Origin of the sequence: Dorea sp. Marseille-P4042 (genome assembly GCF_900290215.1) — a bacterium.
GTDB lineage: Bacteria > Bacillota > Clostridia > Lachnospirales > Lachnospiraceae > Dorea > Dorea formicigenerans.
Map to the genome: position 1 here is coordinate 696,329 of NZ_OLMI01000002.1, position 15,970 is coordinate 712,298.

16 protein-coding genes are annotated in these 15,970 nt (G+C 39.2%); 2 read left to right on the plus strand and 14 right to left on the minus strand.

Annotated elements, in window-relative coordinates; translation table 11 throughout:
- Nucleotides 1–18 precede the first annotated feature (18 nt).
- Nucleotides 19–639 (minus strand): helix-turn-helix domain-containing protein, encoded by a 621-nt coding sequence (locus tag C7E02_RS08840; RefSeq protein ID WP_005604344.1) that lies wholly within the window; start codon nucleotides 637–639, stop codon nucleotides 19–21.
- A 175-nt stretch (nucleotides 640–814) separates the two neighbouring features.
- Here C7E02_RS08840 and C7E02_RS08845 point away from each other — a divergent pair, with 175 nt between their 5' ends.
- Nucleotides 815–1,045, plus strand: a complete 231-nt coding sequence (locus C7E02_RS08845; RefSeq protein ID WP_005604346.1) for a helix-turn-helix domain-containing protein — start codon at nucleotides 815–817, stop codon at nucleotides 1,043–1,045.
- A 350-nt stretch (nucleotides 1,046–1,395) separates the two neighbouring features.
- Nucleotides 1,396–2,922, plus strand: a complete 1,527-nt coding sequence (locus C7E02_RS08850) for a MobA/MobL family protein (protein ID WP_105309368.1) — start codon at nucleotides 1,396–1,398, stop codon at nucleotides 2,920–2,922.
- A gap of 85 nt (nucleotides 2,923–3,007) precedes the next feature.
- Here the strand turns inward: C7E02_RS08850 and C7E02_RS08855 are convergent, their stop codons facing one another.
- The 13 genes from C7E02_RS08855 to C7E02_RS08930 all read right to left on the minus strand — a co-directional run bounded on the left by C7E02_RS08855 (nucleotide 3,008) and on the right by C7E02_RS08930 (nucleotide 15,843).
- Nucleotides 3,008–3,694 (minus strand): SdpI family protein, encoded by a 687-nt coding sequence (locus C7E02_RS08855; RefSeq protein ID WP_105309369.1) that lies wholly within the window; start codon nucleotides 3,692–3,694, stop codon nucleotides 3,008–3,010.
- On the minus strand, nucleotides 3,691–3,960 hold the full coding sequence (locus C7E02_RS08860; protein ID WP_005604351.1) for an autorepressor SdpR family transcription factor: 270 nt from the start codon (nucleotides 3,958–3,960) through the stop codon (nucleotides 3,691–3,693). The genes C7E02_RS08855 and C7E02_RS08860 overlap by 4 nt, the downstream gene beginning before the upstream one ends.
- 257 nt (nucleotides 3,961–4,217) lie before the next feature.
- A complete protein-coding gene (locus C7E02_RS08865) occupies nucleotides 4,218–4,457 on the minus strand; it encodes a DUF6061 family protein (RefSeq protein ID WP_005604353.1) in 240 nt (79 codons plus the stop codon).
- Nucleotides 4,458–4,741: 284 nt separating this feature from the next.
- Nucleotides 4,742–5,269 (minus strand): flavodoxin domain-containing protein, encoded by a 528-nt coding sequence (locus tag C7E02_RS08875; RefSeq protein WP_105309370.1) that lies wholly within the window; start codon nucleotides 5,267–5,269, stop codon nucleotides 4,742–4,744.
- An 88-nt stretch (nucleotides 5,270–5,357) separates the two neighbouring features.
- Nucleotides 5,358–5,582, minus strand: coding sequence for a hypothetical protein (locus tag C7E02_RS08880; RefSeq protein ID WP_032508757.1), 225 nt, complete (start codon nucleotides 5,580–5,582; stop codon nucleotides 5,358–5,360).
- Nucleotides 5,583–5,685: 103 nt separating this feature from the next.
- Entirely contained in the window at nucleotides 5,686–7,596 is a 1,911-nt protein-coding gene (gene ltrA / locus C7E02_RS08885) for a group II intron reverse transcriptase/maturase (RefSeq protein ID WP_105309108.1), read from the minus strand.
- Nucleotides 7,597–8,338: 742 nt separating this feature from the next.
- Nucleotides 8,339–8,473, minus strand: a complete 135-nt coding sequence (locus C7E02_RS08890; RefSeq protein ID WP_105309371.1) for a DUF3789 domain-containing protein — start codon at nucleotides 8,471–8,473, stop codon at nucleotides 8,339–8,341.
- A gap of 12 nt (nucleotides 8,474–8,485) precedes the next feature.
- The gene (mobT, locus tag C7E02_RS08895) at nucleotides 8,486–9,682 is read right to left on the minus strand and encodes a MobT family relaxase (protein WP_105309372.1); all 1,197 of its coding nucleotides are present in this window, start codon (nucleotides 9,680–9,682) and stop codon (nucleotides 8,486–8,488) included.
- A 183-nt stretch (nucleotides 9,683–9,865) separates the two neighbouring features.
- Nucleotides 9,866–11,260: an FtsK/SpoIIIE domain-containing protein gene (locus tag C7E02_RS08905; RefSeq protein WP_105309373.1), complete on the minus strand. Its 1,395-nt coding sequence runs from the start codon at nucleotides 11,258–11,260 to the stop codon at nucleotides 9,866–9,868.
- 208 nt (nucleotides 11,261–11,468) lie between these two features.
- Entirely contained in the window at nucleotides 11,469–12,053 is a 585-nt protein-coding gene (locus tag C7E02_RS08910) for a helix-turn-helix domain-containing protein (protein ID WP_004612086.1), read from the minus strand.
- A gap of 168 nt (nucleotides 12,054–12,221) precedes the next feature.
- Nucleotides 12,222–12,605, minus strand: coding sequence for a YdcP family protein (locus tag C7E02_RS08915; protein ID WP_105309374.1), 384 nt, complete (start codon nucleotides 12,603–12,605; stop codon nucleotides 12,222–12,224).
- Between the two features lie 15 nt (nucleotides 12,606–12,620).
- A complete protein-coding gene (locus tag C7E02_RS08920) occupies nucleotides 12,621–12,947 on the minus strand; it encodes a YdcP family protein (RefSeq protein WP_059086436.1) in 327 nt (108 codons plus the stop codon).
- A 238-nt stretch (nucleotides 12,948–13,185) separates the two neighbouring features.
- Complete coding sequence (locus C7E02_RS08930) at nucleotides 13,186–15,843, minus strand: SpaA isopeptide-forming pilin-related protein (protein WP_105309376.1); 2,658 nt, start codon at nucleotides 15,841–15,843, stop codon at nucleotides 13,186–13,188.
- Between the last annotated feature and the right edge of the window lie 127 nt (nucleotides 15,844–15,970).

Genomic DNA, 15,970 nt, shown 5'->3' on the forward strand with positions numbered 1-15,970 from the left:
TAACTCCGGTTGTCTAATCTATACCGGTTCGGAGTCTTTCTCTGAAAGAAGATTTGCAAGCCTTACGGCTGCCGTTTCGGGATTCTTGGAATAGAGCCTTACAATGTCGCCCATGTCGTTCAGTGCGTTTACCGTATGGGTGATTTCCCTAAGGAACATAATCTCATTATATTCCTGATTGGATTCAAACCCCATTACTTTTGCAATTGTGGCATCTTCCGTATTCCCTTTAAAATTCTTACAGGCATATTGAAAGGAATCAACGAATAATTCGTATTCCTTCAACATCAGCAGCAGTAAATCTTTGGAAAAATCCGCTTCGTCTGCCTTCATATCATAAGGCAGTTTGGAGAGAATGGAAGTCATGGTATCACGAATCTGTAATTCCCTTTTATCCGTAACATCACTTGTCATTTCTTCCGTCTCGCCCTTCAGCCACTCCACTGATACATGAAGTGCTTCCGACAGACCATCCAGAACAAGCTTCTTGGTGTTGTCAATCGTTCCTGCCTCATACCGCTGTATGGTGGAAGCGGTAACTCCCATCTTTTCTGCTATATAAGGCTGGTTGACACCTAATTCCAGTCTGCGTTGTTTTGCCCTGCTACCGATTAACTTGCGTAATTCTTTATCTTTCATTCTGATACGCCTCCTTTTTCGGTATGGCTAAAGTATAACACAGTAAAAGTAGCATTGCAATATGCAAGTTAATAATTGCTTTTAAAATTTCGTAACGCTTGACAAGAAGATGTAAAAGTTATATAGTAGGCATAGTCACAAAATTGCATTATGCAATTCAAGAGGAGGTGTTTTAATGACAGAAGTGAAGATTGCACTGTCCATTGAGGAAGCTGCCGACTATACGGGTATCGGCAGAAATACCCTGCGGAAACTGGTAGAATGGAAAAAGCTTCCGGTATTGAAGGTAGGACGGAAAGTCCTTATCAAAACGGATATGCTTGAAAAGTTCATGACCGCCAATGAAGGCAGGGACTTAAGGGACAAAGGAAATGTCAGAGCTGTCACAAGAAATGTGACAAATTAAATAGGGACAGTCCTAAGACCATCCCTAAGGTATGTATCTGACCGAAGCCATGATATACCTACACGCAAATAGATTATACCATGTGCTTCCTCTAAGATACAACCGGAAATTTAAGAAGTGGGGAAGAAACTTTTTTATACAAGCCCTCAGCGTTTGAGAGCGAAATACACCCCTCGCACAAATCTTACGATTTGTACTCTGTGTATTTCGCCCTGCTGGGAGCTTTCGCCGACAGGCGGATATGTTCGTAGACAGGCTACCTATGTAGCCTACTCACTTTCACATTAGAAAGTTTCCCATCCTCATTTCTTGCAGCTTCGTACTTGGCAGATACGGAAAGGAGGAAGCACATGCCAAGAAATTCATTTATTCAGATGACGAAGCTCCACAATGTCCGGGGAAGAATTTATTATATTTCAAGCCCAAAGAAGCAGGAAAATCTGTATGCGGTATATGAAACCACAGACCGTAATTTTTGGACTGACCTTGCAAAATATAATCAGGCAGAATTTAAAAAAAGCGGTACGGAGGGGAAATGTATTGAGGCAAGGGAATTGATCATAGCCCTGCCGGAATCTTTTACGGAGTATCCTCCAGACAGACTGTTGCAGATATTTACAGACCATTTCAGACAGACTTACGGAACGGACTGTATCGCAGCCCTGCATCACAATAAGCGGAAAACCAACTATCACATCCATCTCATTTTTTCGGAGCGTACACTCTTGGAACAGCCCATAGAAAAGGTTGCCACCCGCAATATGTTCTATGACGAAAAGGGAAATCATGTACGCACCAAGAAAGAGATACTTGATGAAGAAGGAAATATCCGTAAAAGATGTAAGGTGATTCACAAAGGTGAGGTATACGAAAGACAGATTTTCTCCATTAAGGATAAACACTTCAAGGCTGAAAATTTCCTTGATACCGTCAAGCAGGATTATACCAATCTTATCAATCAGTATGTGTGGGATAAAAGCCAGCGGTTAGAAGTTTTTGAGCGTGGCGGTATGTATCTTGCCACCAAAAAGATTGGTAAGAACAATCCGAAAGCCACCGAGATTGAGGCAGACAACAGTAAACGCACCTTGTGGAATCAGACTGTTGACAGAGCGATTGTAACGGGTGTTTCCAAGTCAGAAATCATGCAGATAAAAAAGGAACGGATAACGGACAAGATTGTGGAATCCGTATGGCTTTACGGAAACAGACCGAATCTGTTATCTTCCATTATCGGTACTGCCATTGCAGTATTAGAACTGTTAATCTCCAAAGTATTTCTCAAAACTCTGGAGCTTGCAGATAAAGTAATTTCCAAAGAGCTTGAAGCAAGACCGGAGAACACAGATTTCAAAGAGCAGAAAGCTGTACCAGAAGAAAGCAGAAAGCAGACAGATACACCAAAGCCTGCCATACCGCCAAGACCACAGCCATCACCGGAAGCAGTTTCTTACAAGCACTTATGCGAAATTTATCAAAAGCTGCAAGAACAGAATAAAGCAATTTTTGCACTCGAGAAACAGCGAAGTGACCTTGAAATTGAACTGTCCGACAGCAAAGGTATCTTCAAAGCAAAAAGGCGTTCCGAACTTTCAACAGAGATAGCCGGATTGGAGGAACGTATTTCCCGAATGAAAGCCCGATTATCCCATATCGTAAAGGAATACGGGTATCAGAATGCGGAAGCCTTCTACAAAGCATTTCATAAGTCAGAGACAGCTTATGGGGATTATCAGGACAGCCTTAAGAATTGGAAACAACGGTATGGAGAAAAGCCGCAGTCTCTACACGATAGGCTTATATCTAAGAAACAGGACATAAAGGAGCGAGAGTTAACAAGACCATATTCTCCACCAAACCGTGGAAGGAGTAGATAACAAACGAAGGGAGGCAATTGCCTCCCTTCGTTTGTTATCTCTCCGTAAAAGACTGGAATTTCACCCTCTCGCATAAAGATACAAATTATTTTTTTATTTCCTTATCATATATCTTTTTTGAGTATACCACAGTTACAATTGTTGCTAATAATAAATAAATCAACATAAAGATTGTGCCAGTCATCCCACTTGTAAATACGGTTGTAATGATAGTCAATAACCCCGTAATAATAATACATATTGCACCAAAGCGGTTACTCTTTCTCCATGTATTATCATTGTGCATACTCCAAACGGTTCGAACTCCCACTACTGCATTTCGTTTTGCCTTTGTCATAAAATTTCCTAATACAATAAATATAATACCACACAAAATACATGAAACTTTTGCAATGTCAATAACCGCATGTTCACCACCTGCATTTGCCTGTATCCAAGAAGAATAAAGAATAAAATAATGCATAATCCCGAACATGATTGCTTGCGAAATTCCTACAACACATAATACCTTTGCAGAAGATTTTGTTTCCATCTGTTCCTTTTCTGTATTTGCATTTTTTGATTTTTTCTCAAACACATAGATTAGCAAGTGCCAAAACAGTGTAATAAACAAAATAATTACCGGAAAAATAAAGCTTTCTGTTTTACTTCCCCATCTGTCAGTGTTTCCCTCCAAGTCATGATGCATAGGTATAATATCAGGCATAAACTGTAGTACAACACTTGTAACTACAACTGGTATCATTGCTACTATCCACATTATTTTTTTCATACTTTTTTTCCTCCAAACTGGTTAACCCATATAATTAATTCATCGAAAACCGTAGTGTTGATTTCATAATAAACAAAGTTTTTCTCTTTATATTCAGATATCAAGTCTGCGTTTTTAAGTAATTTTAAATGATAAGAAAGAGCAGCCGGTGTAATCTGTAATTTTTCAGCAATCTCTCCGGCATTTAATCGTTCATTTCTCAACATAATAAGAATGTCTCTTCGCTGGCTATCTGCCAATACTTTAAAAATGTTAGTTTCTCCCATATCTTTTACCTATTTAAAACTTTCTTTAAATAGATTTTAGCATGCTATTTGTTTTTGTGCAAGAACTATTTAAAAATAATTTTAAATAGAGGGGATACACTGAAAAATCAATGTGTCCTCTCTATTTACCTTAAGGCAAAATTCAAACATCTAGAAACTTAAGATTCCTGCCTCTTATTATGGAATAACCGTACGTTCTATATATTTTTCTGGAATTTTTAGTACTAGACCTCTATCATGATATTATATTAGCAAAATCACCACGTATCTAAACGATCCTCTGCATCAACCCATACTTGCATTTCTCCATCCAAGTATAATCTTGCATATTCTAATGGATTATCAATAGCCAAAGCATTCAACGAACACTGGGAGCCGGGAGTAGTTCTCAATCCTTCCTCTGCCTTATTGCAATCAATTCTAAGCACTACATTTTCAAACGTGGTTACATCTATGCTATTACATTGCGGATTATATCTTGCATAAATCAATCTCATATCTTATCTGTCCTTTCCTTAATTTTCTAAAAGTTTTGAAAGCATTTCAATCCGTTCTTCCTGCCATTTTCATTTCATGTTATAATTTGTTACTGGATTTTCTTTCCCTTAATTTTGCCCTTGTGAGCATTCGTAACATGAGGGAAAAGGATATAACACAAGGGAAAGCATAAGGGCAAACTCACTCGCTACAAATTTAGCATTTTCAAGGGGTTGCGGACTTCACGAGGATAAGATATAACAGTTAATAAATGTTATGAATTAAGTCAAATCAAAACTGGAATTTATTGAATTACCTCTACAATTTGTTTTAGTGCATCATAATCAACAAAATCCACTTTTTTGTTATAGGTTTCTATCAGCGCCTTATCTTCTTGTGTAAGGCTTTCAACTGGCTTATTTTTAAGAGAATGGTATAACATTTTCATCATAGTCTTATGCTTGAAATTCAATTTACTGTAATCTATACCACCTCTTAAATGAAAAATCAAAGAGTTTTCTAAAATATCTTTTTCAATTTGTTTCGCAACAGATGCTTTAATATTATTAGTATTTTCTTGGTTTTTTACATCTGCAAGCCCTACAGTAACCACAATCGTTTTGATATTGCTATTTTTCAATAGTCTAAATGTATTCTTTAATCCTTTTACACCACCTGCATATAAACCGCCCAAATATATTATCTGCTCATAGTTCCTTATATCTTTTATGTTTTCATAACTTATGCAAGGAATTTCCGTTATCTCTGAAAGTTTTGTGGCGTATGCTTTTGCTGTTCCATATTGACTACCATATATAATCAAACTTTTCATAATGCTTTATACCTCTACAACTTCTTATCTGTCACTTTCTTCATATCCATATTATATCACTCGCATATCTGCACCACAATGTAAATTATTATGCCCCGATAATCTTATTGAACAGTTCCAGCAACACATCTTTCACACCGCCAGCATTGAACACCAAGCCGACAGCAACAAGGGCAACTACCAAGAAGCCAATGAGCTTTGAAAACTCACGCTTGAACCCTAAATAGATACCGATAACCACAATCGCCATAAGCACTAAGCTCTGTGCGTTGCTTAAAAACCATGTGTATATGGATAGGTAAGTTCCTGATATTATAAATATCTCAAACTTTTCCCCCCATTCACACGGAGCGTGCGACTTTCACCGCACTCCGCGTTCCATCGTGTTTATATTGAAAAGTATTTATGTAGTAGACCTATATCAAGTTTAATTCTTGATTGCCAGCTAATACTCTATATTTATTTAGTCTTATGAGCTGGACTTTATTTAGCTTCAATAGAGCTATATATTTTTGTATTGTTTCTTCTGTTTTAGCGTGTATTAGACGGTGTACCGCCTCTTTTACCAAAATAAGATTTTTATAATCGTCATTTCCACCAGCTCCAGTTGGTACAATATGATGACAGTGTATTTCATTAGCTTGTTGAAATTCTTCCAGAGTTATAGCACATTTTCCATGTTGAGCAGAAAATAGCGAAATTCGATTGTCTGCGTATTCTATTGTGCGATTTTCCAAAGATAATTTCATTAACTGGTACATCAGTAATTTATCAACACTTAGATTGGTGTGGATAAATTTTCTTCCCTCTAGAGTGTAGCAATTCGCTAAATACACCTTTGCCATTGGTTTTCTGTGTTGGATATATCCAACAGGGAAAATAGGTTCGCCCTCGCCAGCAACATACCGGAGCATTTTAGATTTACCATATCTTGTTGCCTCCTTTGTCGTAAGTTGTCTGCCTGTTTTTCTCAATCTGCCCCTTTTGTTTGTACCTAATCTGTTAGTGAAGATAGCCATTACAGCTCTATTCAGTTTCATACAATCCAGATTTACATTCGTTGCAATCTGATAATAATTTTGCATACCTAATACCATTGAATTATAAAGTCTTGTTTCTTCTAATTCCGTTTTCCCTTTTGAGGGAGAAGCAATTTTCTTTGCCTGTGATACCAGCTTGTCTTTTTGGTTTTTGAATTGTTTATCACTTATATGTGATTTAACAACTAACTTCTTTCTTCTCGGTATCATTTTAATCTTGAAACCAAGAAAGTCGGAGTATCTTTTTCTAACATTTACAATTCTTGTTTTTTCTTGTGATACTTCCAATTTTAATCGTTGTTCAATCCATTGAGTGATTGCTATTTTGGCTTTTTCAGCACTTTCCTTGTAGCGGCAGAAAACTCTAAAATCATCTGCATAACGAACCATATACATTTCCTTTAACTTTGTTTTCTTCATTTCTTTGTAAGCGTTGCTTTTACATGGGCTACCGCTTTTATTGATATGAACCACATAGTTTTTTGTAACAGGATTTTCCTGCCATTGGCTTTCTACCCAATGGTCTAACTCATTAAGAACAATGTTTGCTAGTAGTGGGGATATTATTCCCCCTTGCGGAGTTCCTTTCTCTGGATATGTTATTGTACCGTTAGTCATTTTGATTGGAGCTTTTAATATCCTTTTTAAAATGAATATCAAGTGCTTGTCCCGTATTCCCATAGCCCATATCTGTTTTATCAGCTTGGAATGGTTCACGTTGTCAAAGAAACCCTTAATATCAAATTCAATCACATAATGTAGCTGGCTGATTTGTAGGCGGTTATAGGTTGCTTTTATTGCATTTTCAACTGACCTATTAGGTCTGAAACCATAGCTGTTTTCACTAAATTTAGCTTCGCAGATTGGTTCTAATACTTGTTTTATACATTGTTGTATAAGCCTGTCCCACATACAAGGAATACCTAGAGGTCTGGTTTTCCCATTTGGTTTTGGTATTTCTTTTCGCCTCACTGGCTTAGATCGATACCCATGTGGACTGCCTGCAACAATGTATCTTACTTTTTTGACAACTGTTTCTGCTGGCAATTTGCCAATATCTTTAATTATTGTACCGTCTGTTCCTGCTGTTTTACTGCCTGCATTTGCTTTGATATTTCGATATGCCAGTAATATATTTTCTCTCGATAGGATAATATCCATAAGATGAGTGAAAATATCTCCATTCTTACTTTTGGCATATAAATCATCAAAGGTGTTTTGCATTTCGTAATATTCGGCGTGTCTTAAATCTTCTACACACAATGTTTCATTTTTATTTTTAGGCATAAGGCTTCACTCCTTTGCTTGAAATTGAGTGAGCTTTTTTATCTTACTCGTAATCCTTATTGAAACAACATAATACTTTTCTAATATATACACGACTTGAGGGCATTCCTCCATTCTCATTACAAGAATTTCTTAGGTTCGCCCTCTGCTTTTCAGCATTAGTTCAACTGCTTATTGTTCTTCGTCAGTTTATTCTCTTGATGAGAACCCAATACCTTTCCTCGTTCCGATAATCTTATCTATACATATATATCCTTAGGTCACTAGCTATAAGCCTGCTGGCTTGATACCGCCTGTAACGTTATATGGCATTTCATAACCTATATTCTTACTTTGCCACACCAGCTACGATTTCTCGTACCTTTGCATTTCTACAAAGTTCAAATTTAGACCCGTACATTCGCTGTTTCGTCAGTTCCTTATAGAACATTCTAACCATAGATATTTTATAGACCCCCGACCTGTTGGATACGCTACCCGCCTCTGGATAGTTTTCGATAGAAGATATATGTTCATCAACTATTACGGTATCTTTCAGCCGCCTTTACCGAGCTTCAAACATTCTGAGTTTCCTCATACAATGCTTGTCGGAGGCTCAGGGCAGGCGTTTCAGAGCGTTACTTCATCATTCCACCTGTCAGATTATCAGTTCTCCTAATAACCAAACTTTTTCGTTCTTTTATTAGTGCCTTAGCTTTTCACTAAGGAACGAGTCGCACATAAATTTTGTCCGAAATTCATATTATTTGTCCTCTCTTTCTTTGATTTCTTCCATGTATCTGTCAGCTTCTTTGCCGACACTCATAATGCACATCAGAACTACGCCGATACCCATTCCCATAGATACCAGCAGGAAGTCTTTTAATAATACCCACATTTTTTATCACTCCTAACTTTCTACTAAATCTTTTGCAGGGGTCGTCTGCTGTTTGATTATCATTTCATGCTTTTCTGTGAGTTTTGCCTGCTGTTCGATTGTTTCCATGTAGTCTGTACCGTTTCCTTTATCAATCTTTTTCAGCATTTTCAAGGTCGGTGCTACCTGCCGTTGTACCCACCGCAATGTACGGTCTAAGGTGTAAGGCTCTGGCTTTGTCGTCAGCTTCAAGCTCTGTCTATTATCGCCGATAAACCACGCCCAGCGGTCATTGAGTTTCCAGTCATTTTTTCGCTTGTCTGCTTCTTCATCAACAAACCGCACATACTGGTTGATGATAGAAAAGGCAGTCTGCTCTGCGTCATAATAGGTCAGCAAATCCCGTACTGCATAATAGGCACGTTCATTACGAAGCCGTATCTCAAAACGGTTGATAATGTCGGCTTCTTCCAGCGGTGTCCCTAACTTGACGTACTGCTCATAGTCCTTTTCATAGATACAGAAATACACATCTGATTTTAGCGAACCAAGATAAAGGGTGCGTCCCATATATTCTCTGTCGTCCTCTCTATGCTTGATAAGCTCGCCCGACTGATAAAACTTATAACTTCTGGACTTTCCGATATATTCCCGTTTCCTGCATTTTTCCGCAAGCTCTGGAATATCCAAAATACCCGTATGGTCGTTGATAGCAAGGTCGATACGCTTCATCACGCCACCGTCTATGAGTGCGTCCATGAGAAAGTCATACCAGCTTCTTTGTTGTGCCAGCAGGTAACTTTCAAACTGCCTGCAACCACGCCCCTTTAACTCTAAAAGGACACCTTTTTCTTCGTCAGCCGACGTATAGATAAAGATGTCCCCTAAAGAATAATGCTCCGTATAACTGTAATGTCCGTAATCTTCATGGAGCATATAATTGATATTCAGTTTTAATATATCTTTGATGATGTGCTGTATATCCAGCGTGGGAAAACGAATTTTCACATAATCAAACAGCATGGTAATCGGTACTTCTGGATTGAACCTTGCCAGTTCCTTATGCAGAGTTTCCAGAAGTTCCTTTGACGGCTTCATTTTTCCACTTTCTATCTTGTTGAAATATTCCCTTGTGATACCAGAAGCCACCGCCAGCCTGCCTTGTGAGATACCGTAAGCAATCCGTTTCTCCCGTAATTCTTTTATCCGTTGTTCTTCATTCAGAACCATACCCCCAATCTGTAAAGTGTGAAGTTTTTTAAGGCGACTTCACAGCCGATTTTTGCTAGAAAACCATGCCAGAAGCCTTATGTTTCCTATGTTTTTTGTCTATTGTCTATTTGCAAACGTACCCCTCTGTTAGATACCGAGGGGTTTTACCTGCTGGCGTGGCTGACGCCACACCAGCAACGGCTAGTCCGTGCCGTCGCCTTTCGCTTCGCACGTCGCCGTCCCGTCCTGCCTTGCTTGTGCAAGAGAGCTGATAGTCTGTAAAAAATCATGTCCTTTTGGGACTAAAGGCGTGTAAAACTCACTTATGACGCTTGTTCCCACATCACAATAGCCACGCCCCTTGATACGCTTCTGGAAAAACTGCTTTTTCACATCTGAACCAAACAGCATACCGTAACCTAATTCGCTGATACGCCCAAGTCCCACACGGAAATTGAAGTTATCTCTGATACCATCTGAAAAATACTTTGCGTCTGGACGCTGGCAGGCAACAATAAGGAAATAACCTGCTTGTCGCCCTAACATAACGATTTTCTTTAACTGGCTAAGTAAGCTCACGCTTTCTTTTGTCCCCAACATTTCAAAAAACGCCACATATTCATCAAAGATAAGAAAGCAGGGTGGAAGTCCCAGATAGGCGTAGTTTTCGCCCGTCTTATAGTTCGGGTGTTGCTTCATTTCCTCACTTCGCCGTACCATGCCCTCATAAAAGGCATTGACGCATTCAATCATTTCTTCTTTGGTGTGATAGACATTAGGCATGACTGTTCCCAAGTCTGCAAGGTCGCTGTTCTTTGGGTCTAAAATGTAAAGGACAGCGTTGGTATGCAGTAAGGCTTCAATGAGCGTCAGCAGAAAATAAGTTTTACCGCCACCAGTCCCACCAGCAATCAAAGCGTGAGGGAGTGCGTCATATTCCCACACAAGATTTTTCATCAGCCTAAGACAGCCGTTTTCTGCCCATACTTCATCAATGGTAATGCGGTTTGCTATCATGTCATAAAGCAGGGTGTATTCAATATAGCCGTCATGTAAGGTCTTGTCGGTCAGCTCGCAATACAAGCCACTTTCCAATTTATCCTCTAACCGTAAAAGCTGGTCTTGATATTTTCCTAACGTGATTTCACAGCGGATATGGAGCAATCCCTTTTCCATTTGATAATAAATCTTTGGAAACCAGACGATTTTTTCCCTTGATCTGCTTTGCAGGTCAGTAAAAAAACCGCTGTCTTGTACGGTATCGGCTTCATACCACTTATTTTCCAGTATCATTCGTGCCAGCTTTTGACGGTGCAATAGCTTCTTGAAACTGTCGTAACAGAAGCGGTAATACAGAAAAGCGACCAATGCACAAACACCAGTCGCTATCAGCACAGTTATGAAGTTGTAAGGGGAAAGCGTCAAGCCGTTTTCTAACAAGCTGAAATGTTCCCAGTCGGTACGCATGAGCTGTTTGATGTTCAGTAGCAGAAGAACCGCCATGAATACAAACAGAAGCGTCCCTATGGAAAAGTGGTAGACAAGGTGCTTGTCGCTGGCTCTGATACGGTGTCCTTTGTTCCAAATCATACGCATAAATCAATCCTTTCTAGGTATGAAAAAAGCAGTCAATCCTAAGACTAACTGCTTAATCAACAATAAAGTGTAAATTTTATTGTTTCTTTTCTTCTTTTTTATCTTTTTTATTTTTTCTATCCCACCAAGTACCTGCTAATGAGCAACTTCCACCCATAACTATAAAGGCAATCATAATAAGCCAAAATTCCATGATTTTTCCTCCCTTTTAAATTAAGTGCTGACAAATTAAAATTACAACAAAACATATAATAAGTGCGATTACACCTGCAATGAATGCAAATATGATTTTTTGATAATTTCTTTTTCCTATTTCTTGTTGTGTTTCATCATGCGTTAATTGCTTTCCGTCAATAAATGCCAAAATTTCTTTATAGGTTTGAATGTCATGGCTCTTTTTGAATTTTTCAATCTTACTTGCCGTATAGAGCGTTATTGCAAACAAGCATAACCAAATAATAATTCCTATATTTCCCTTAATACTAAATAAAGGATAGGCACTTATGGCTACGACTATCAATTCAATTAGGAAAACTACACTTATCACATTAAACTTTTTAATAGTTGCTTTTTCTACAATCTCCCTCATCTCCTTTATATCTTCTTTTATAAAATTATCTAAAGACACATTGAAGATATTAGATAAAGTAATTAAACTTTTAACATCTGGACAACTTTTATTTGTTTCCCAGTTAGAAATTGTTTGTCTTGAAACAAATATTTTAAGAGCCAGTTCTTCTTGAGAAATTTTTTGTTGTTCCCTAAATTTTTTGATTTGTAATCCAATATCCATCTTGAATCTTCTCCTTTATTGTATATGAATATAGCTATTTTGTCTGTCAAAAGCCTTTGACATTGCCATTTTCCCTTGTCAAAATAGTTTTACATGGCTTAAAACAGAACTTTTCAACTAATTATATCGGTTCTATATATAAGTTACAAGAAAAATATGGGCTCACATTTATTTTTTCATCTGTCCTTGCGGTACATGGTTCTGTGGATTGCCTGCGTTTTGATTGCCTTTATTCTTCAACACAATATCCTCTGCCTTTACATACCAGTCCACATCTGCACCCGTATAGGTCTTTCGTGATACCGTATCGGCTACTGGATTGGCAAGCTCCACGACTGCATTGTACGGAAATTCCCTTAACGGTACTTCTGGCGGTACAGACACGGGGATAATTCCACCATGCAGACTACATTTCAAATCATAGATACGTTTTTTTAGCTGGGTACTCGGTGTCCCGTCCTCATTCTGCAAGAATACATCTCGCACCGCTGTAAATTTTAATTCTCCAAATGTTTTCTCTTTGTCAATAACAAAACCGTTTGATAATCTCATAAGTTCTTCACTCCTTTACTTTTCTTCAACTGCTACAATGTCATCAGCAAGCAACACATAATCGGTATGTCCCATATCCCCGATTGCGTAACCTCTGCCGTATAACTTCGGATTGACAAGTTTTACTTTCTGCTCATACTTGAACTTCTTTTCGCCAGCCTGCACGGGAATTTCTACCACAACATTTTCGCCTTTCTGTACGTCGGAATAAAGGTTATAGCTTCGTCTGGCTAAGACCCTGCGGTTATTTTTATCTCTTTCAAAGACTGGCTCGCTTTCGCCTGCAAATTCAAGAGTTCCAAAAGACTGTGCCATATCTGGCACGACATATTTCATTTCCATATTGTTTTACCTCGTTTCTTTCTATTTTTGATAAGTTAATTGATTGTGATTTCTTATTCTGGCGGTTGGGGAAGTACCAGCAATCCCACCGATAGTAAAGGGTAAAATCAATGCTTACGCACCCTTGACTATCCGTGTTCTTGCAGATTGTAGGCAGACAAGCCAGAATAAGCAAAAGTCTGCCGTTTGACCGCTTCGGCGGAGAACGTGATTTTTCTTTCATCATACCGTTACCGCCTTATGATTTTTTCATTTTACGGCGTTTGTAAAGATATGTTCCAGCCAATCCACCAGCAGACGCAAGCAACATCACAACAAATGCCATTACATTTGTACTGTCGCCCGTTTTGGGACTGTCGCTAGGTCTGTTAGGCTTTTCTGGTGTCGGTGGTGTTTCGGGTTTCTCTGGTTCTTCTGGCTTTTCCTTAAAGGTAATTGTCTGTCCCTTATCCTCAATATCCTTATGTTCGGTAACTTTCTTCGGTTCGTCTGGATTGCTCAAATCGTACAATTCCTCAAAAGTTACAAGCTGTTTGCCGTCAAGAGAAGTAGCGTCAAAGGTAAAGGCAACTTCCACTTTCATAGTTTCGCTGTCAGCAGTAAACGTATAATCACTTTCCACACGCTTTCCATTGATAAGAAGCTCTGCATTTTCTTCTTTCAACATCTGCCAGCCCACAAGTTTGTACTGTGTACCGACTTCTAAGCCCTCTAAGGTTACGGTATCAATGATTGTAACGTCTTTTCCTGCAAGGATATTTTTTTCGCCGTCTTTGCTGGTCGCTGTGGTATGGATAGAGATTTCTTTTTCGTATTCATCAGTCAGCGTTCCTAAATCAATCACAAGATTATTTCTTGATACCACGATTTCAAAAGGTGGGATAAGTTCAAAGCCTTTGTTACTGTTGCAACGCATTTCTTCAATGATGTAGGTATCATAAAGTAATGCACCCTTGCTGTCGTCTGGTTCAGAAGTCCCAAACCACACACCGTCCTCACTGGTCTTTCCTGCGTTTGTATTGTGCTTATGAGAAGCCCATTCAGCAGAAGTGGAGAATTGCCCGTTATCATCAGTTACCACCACATGATTTTCGCCCGTCGTCTTGCTTGTGATCCTAAAGGGAACATCAGCAAGACGCTTGTGTGTGCCTGCACCGATTTTTACGCCCTCAATATCGCCACGCTTAATCTGATTATAGATAGAATGGGCTTCGTCGATTAAGTCCACGATTTTTCCGTTTTCTGTGATTGCAAAATCAATCGGTTTTGCACCGTCTGTCAAATATCCGTTTGGAGCTTCACTTTCAGCGATACTGAAATTTCCATAAGGTAAAAGGTCAGCAGAAGTGGAAGCGACACCCTCAAGGTTTGTATGAATAGTCTTTACGACTTCATTTTTCTTGTAGAGCTTGCCCTCAACCAATACCGCATTATCATTTAAGGAAATGATGTCAAAGGCAGTATCTTTCAAAGTGGCACTTCCTTGTGGTTTGGTATCGCCCGTTTCTAAATCTCGTTTCTGAATTTTGACACCGCCACGGATAACCTTGTCTGATACGGAAAACTGGTTACTTCCAGTTAATACGGCAAGGTCGCCGTCCTCTGTAATCTGTGTTACATATAAGCCTTTTATCTGTTCGGACTTATCGCCAGCCTGCATATATGCACCCTCTAACAAGTAGCCGTTTGGAGCTTTTGTTTCTTCTACGGTTAGCGTCCCAAGTGGAAGAACCGCTTTGCTGTCCTGCATATAGAAGCTGTCGCCAGATACCTTGTATGCGTCCGCTGATTTTGTAATGTAGTGGGCTGTCCCGTCGCTGTCTGTTTCAGCGATTGTCTTTGTAACCCATGTACGAGTAGCTTCGGCAGGGAGATTGTCTTTATTATAGAAGCCAGCATAATACTTCCATGTAAATTCCGCGCCTGCTAGAGAAGCGTTTCCCTGCGGATTGTTTTTCTGTGTTTCCATGTCAATCTTGAAAAGCTCAATCAAAGTGTCCGTTACTTTTGGCGTATCAGATACTTTCAAAGTCGCTGTCTTTCCAGCTTCAACCTTTAAGGAATATACAGTTTTATCTACCTTATATCCTGCTGGTGCGGATAATTCCTTGATATAGATTGTGCCTGCTTTTACCTCTACAACATCTGTATTTCCGTTTTTATCAGTCGTAAGGGTGGCAAGCTGTTTTGTGCAGTCCTTATCAGCAAAGACACCGTATGTTGCACCAGCAATAGAGTAATTTTCGTTACCGTCTGTAATGCCGGTATTACTGGAAGTCTTTTGAAGTGTAGCATTTCCGACATTCAGCTTCGCCCAGAATTGCCCTAATTCCTGTCCCTCGCCAGAGTAGATATAACCGCCACATTCATAGCGTCCTTTATTCTCTTTGACAAAAGTTCTTGCACCAGTGAAAACTTCGTCCTGCGTTGCCTTTGGAATTTCATCATAAGAAGCTCGCACGTTGTTGCATTGCCAGCCAAGATGTACGCTCAATCTCTGCCAGACTACACATTGTTCCAACAGATAGACTTGTTTGTAGTTCAGTTCCTTGTGAGCTTCACCATACTGTTTGACATACTCTAAGGATAACGCCACATCTGAAATTTGGTCAGCACTCATGCGTGAGCTTGCGTCAGCTCTGATCTTGTAGCCGTTCTTAAAATCTGTATTGATGTCAATACAATAGGCAGTTTCGCCCTCGACTTTCATATAGCCCTCATTGAATGTCGAACCGATAGAACCGTCATTCATTACTTTTTCAATGATACCGACACGCTCCGCACTTTCCGTCCAGTATTGCTTGCTTTCTGCATGGACGGGTGTCGTCGGTAAAGCAGTAACGACAGTCGCAAGAGCTAAGAAGCCCGTACACAATCGTTTCCATGTCTTTTTCATAAATCTAATGCTCCTTTCATTTTGGGTAATAAAATAGACGCTCATTTCTGAACGTCTTACATTGAAAAGGGATACTTTTTTACAAGTACCCCTCAAATTCAACATTTAATTTATTGTGTTCCCACAC

What these genes read in the sequence shown, in the direction of transcription:
- C7E02_RS08840 (WP_005604344.1), bottom strand. Translation starts at nt 639, where the DNA reads ATGAAAGATAAAGAATTACGCAAGTTAATCGGTAGCAGGGCAAAACAA.
- C7E02_RS08845 (WP_005604346.1), top strand. Translation starts at nt 815, where the DNA reads ATGACAGAAGTGAAGATTGCACTGTCCATTGAGGAAGCTGCCGACTAT.
- C7E02_RS08850 (WP_105309368.1), top strand. Translation starts at nt 1,396, where the DNA reads ATGCCAAGAAATTCATTTATTCAGATGACGAAGCTCCACAATGTCCGG.
- C7E02_RS08855 (WP_105309369.1), bottom strand. Translation starts at nt 3,694, where the DNA reads ATGAAAAAAATAATGTGGATAGTAGCAATGATACCAGTTGTAGTTACA.
- C7E02_RS08860 (WP_005604351.1), bottom strand. Translation starts at nt 3,960, where the DNA reads ATGGGAGAAACTAACATTTTTAAAGTATTGGCAGATAGCCAGCGAAGA.
- C7E02_RS08865 (WP_005604353.1), bottom strand. Translation starts at nt 4,457, where the DNA reads ATGAGATTGATTTATGCAAGATATAATCCGCAATGTAATAGCATAGAT.
- C7E02_RS08875 (WP_105309370.1), bottom strand. Translation starts at nt 5,269, where the DNA reads ATGAAAAGTTTGATTATATATGGTAGTCAATATGGAACAGCAAAAGCA.
- ltrA (WP_105309108.1), bottom strand. Translation starts at nt 7,596, where the DNA reads ATGCCTAAAAATAAAAATGAAACATTGTGTGTAGAAGATTTAAGACAC.
- C7E02_RS08890 (WP_105309371.1), bottom strand. Translation starts at nt 8,473, where the DNA reads ATGTGGGTATTATTAAAAGACTTCCTGCTGGTATCTATGGGAATGGGT.
- mobT (WP_105309372.1), bottom strand. Translation starts at nt 9,682, where the DNA reads ATGGTTCTGAATGAAGAACAACGGATAAAAGAATTACGGGAGAAACGG.
- C7E02_RS08905 (WP_105309373.1), bottom strand. Translation starts at nt 11,260, where the DNA reads ATGCGTATGATTTGGAACAAAGGACACCGTATCAGAGCCAGCGACAAG.
- C7E02_RS08910 (WP_004612086.1), bottom strand. Translation starts at nt 12,053, where the DNA reads ATGGATATTGGATTACAAATCAAAAAATTTAGGGAACAACAAAAAATT.
- C7E02_RS08915 (WP_105309374.1), bottom strand. Translation starts at nt 12,605, where the DNA reads ATGAGATTATCAAACGGTTTTGTTATTGACAAAGAGAAAACATTTGGA.
- C7E02_RS08920 (WP_059086436.1), bottom strand. Translation starts at nt 12,947, where the DNA reads ATGGAAATGAAATATGTCGTGCCAGATATGGCACAGTCTTTTGGAACT.
- C7E02_RS08930 (WP_105309376.1), bottom strand. Translation starts at nt 15,843, where the DNA reads ATGAAAAAGACATGGAAACGATTGTGTACGGGCTTCTTAGCTCTTGCG.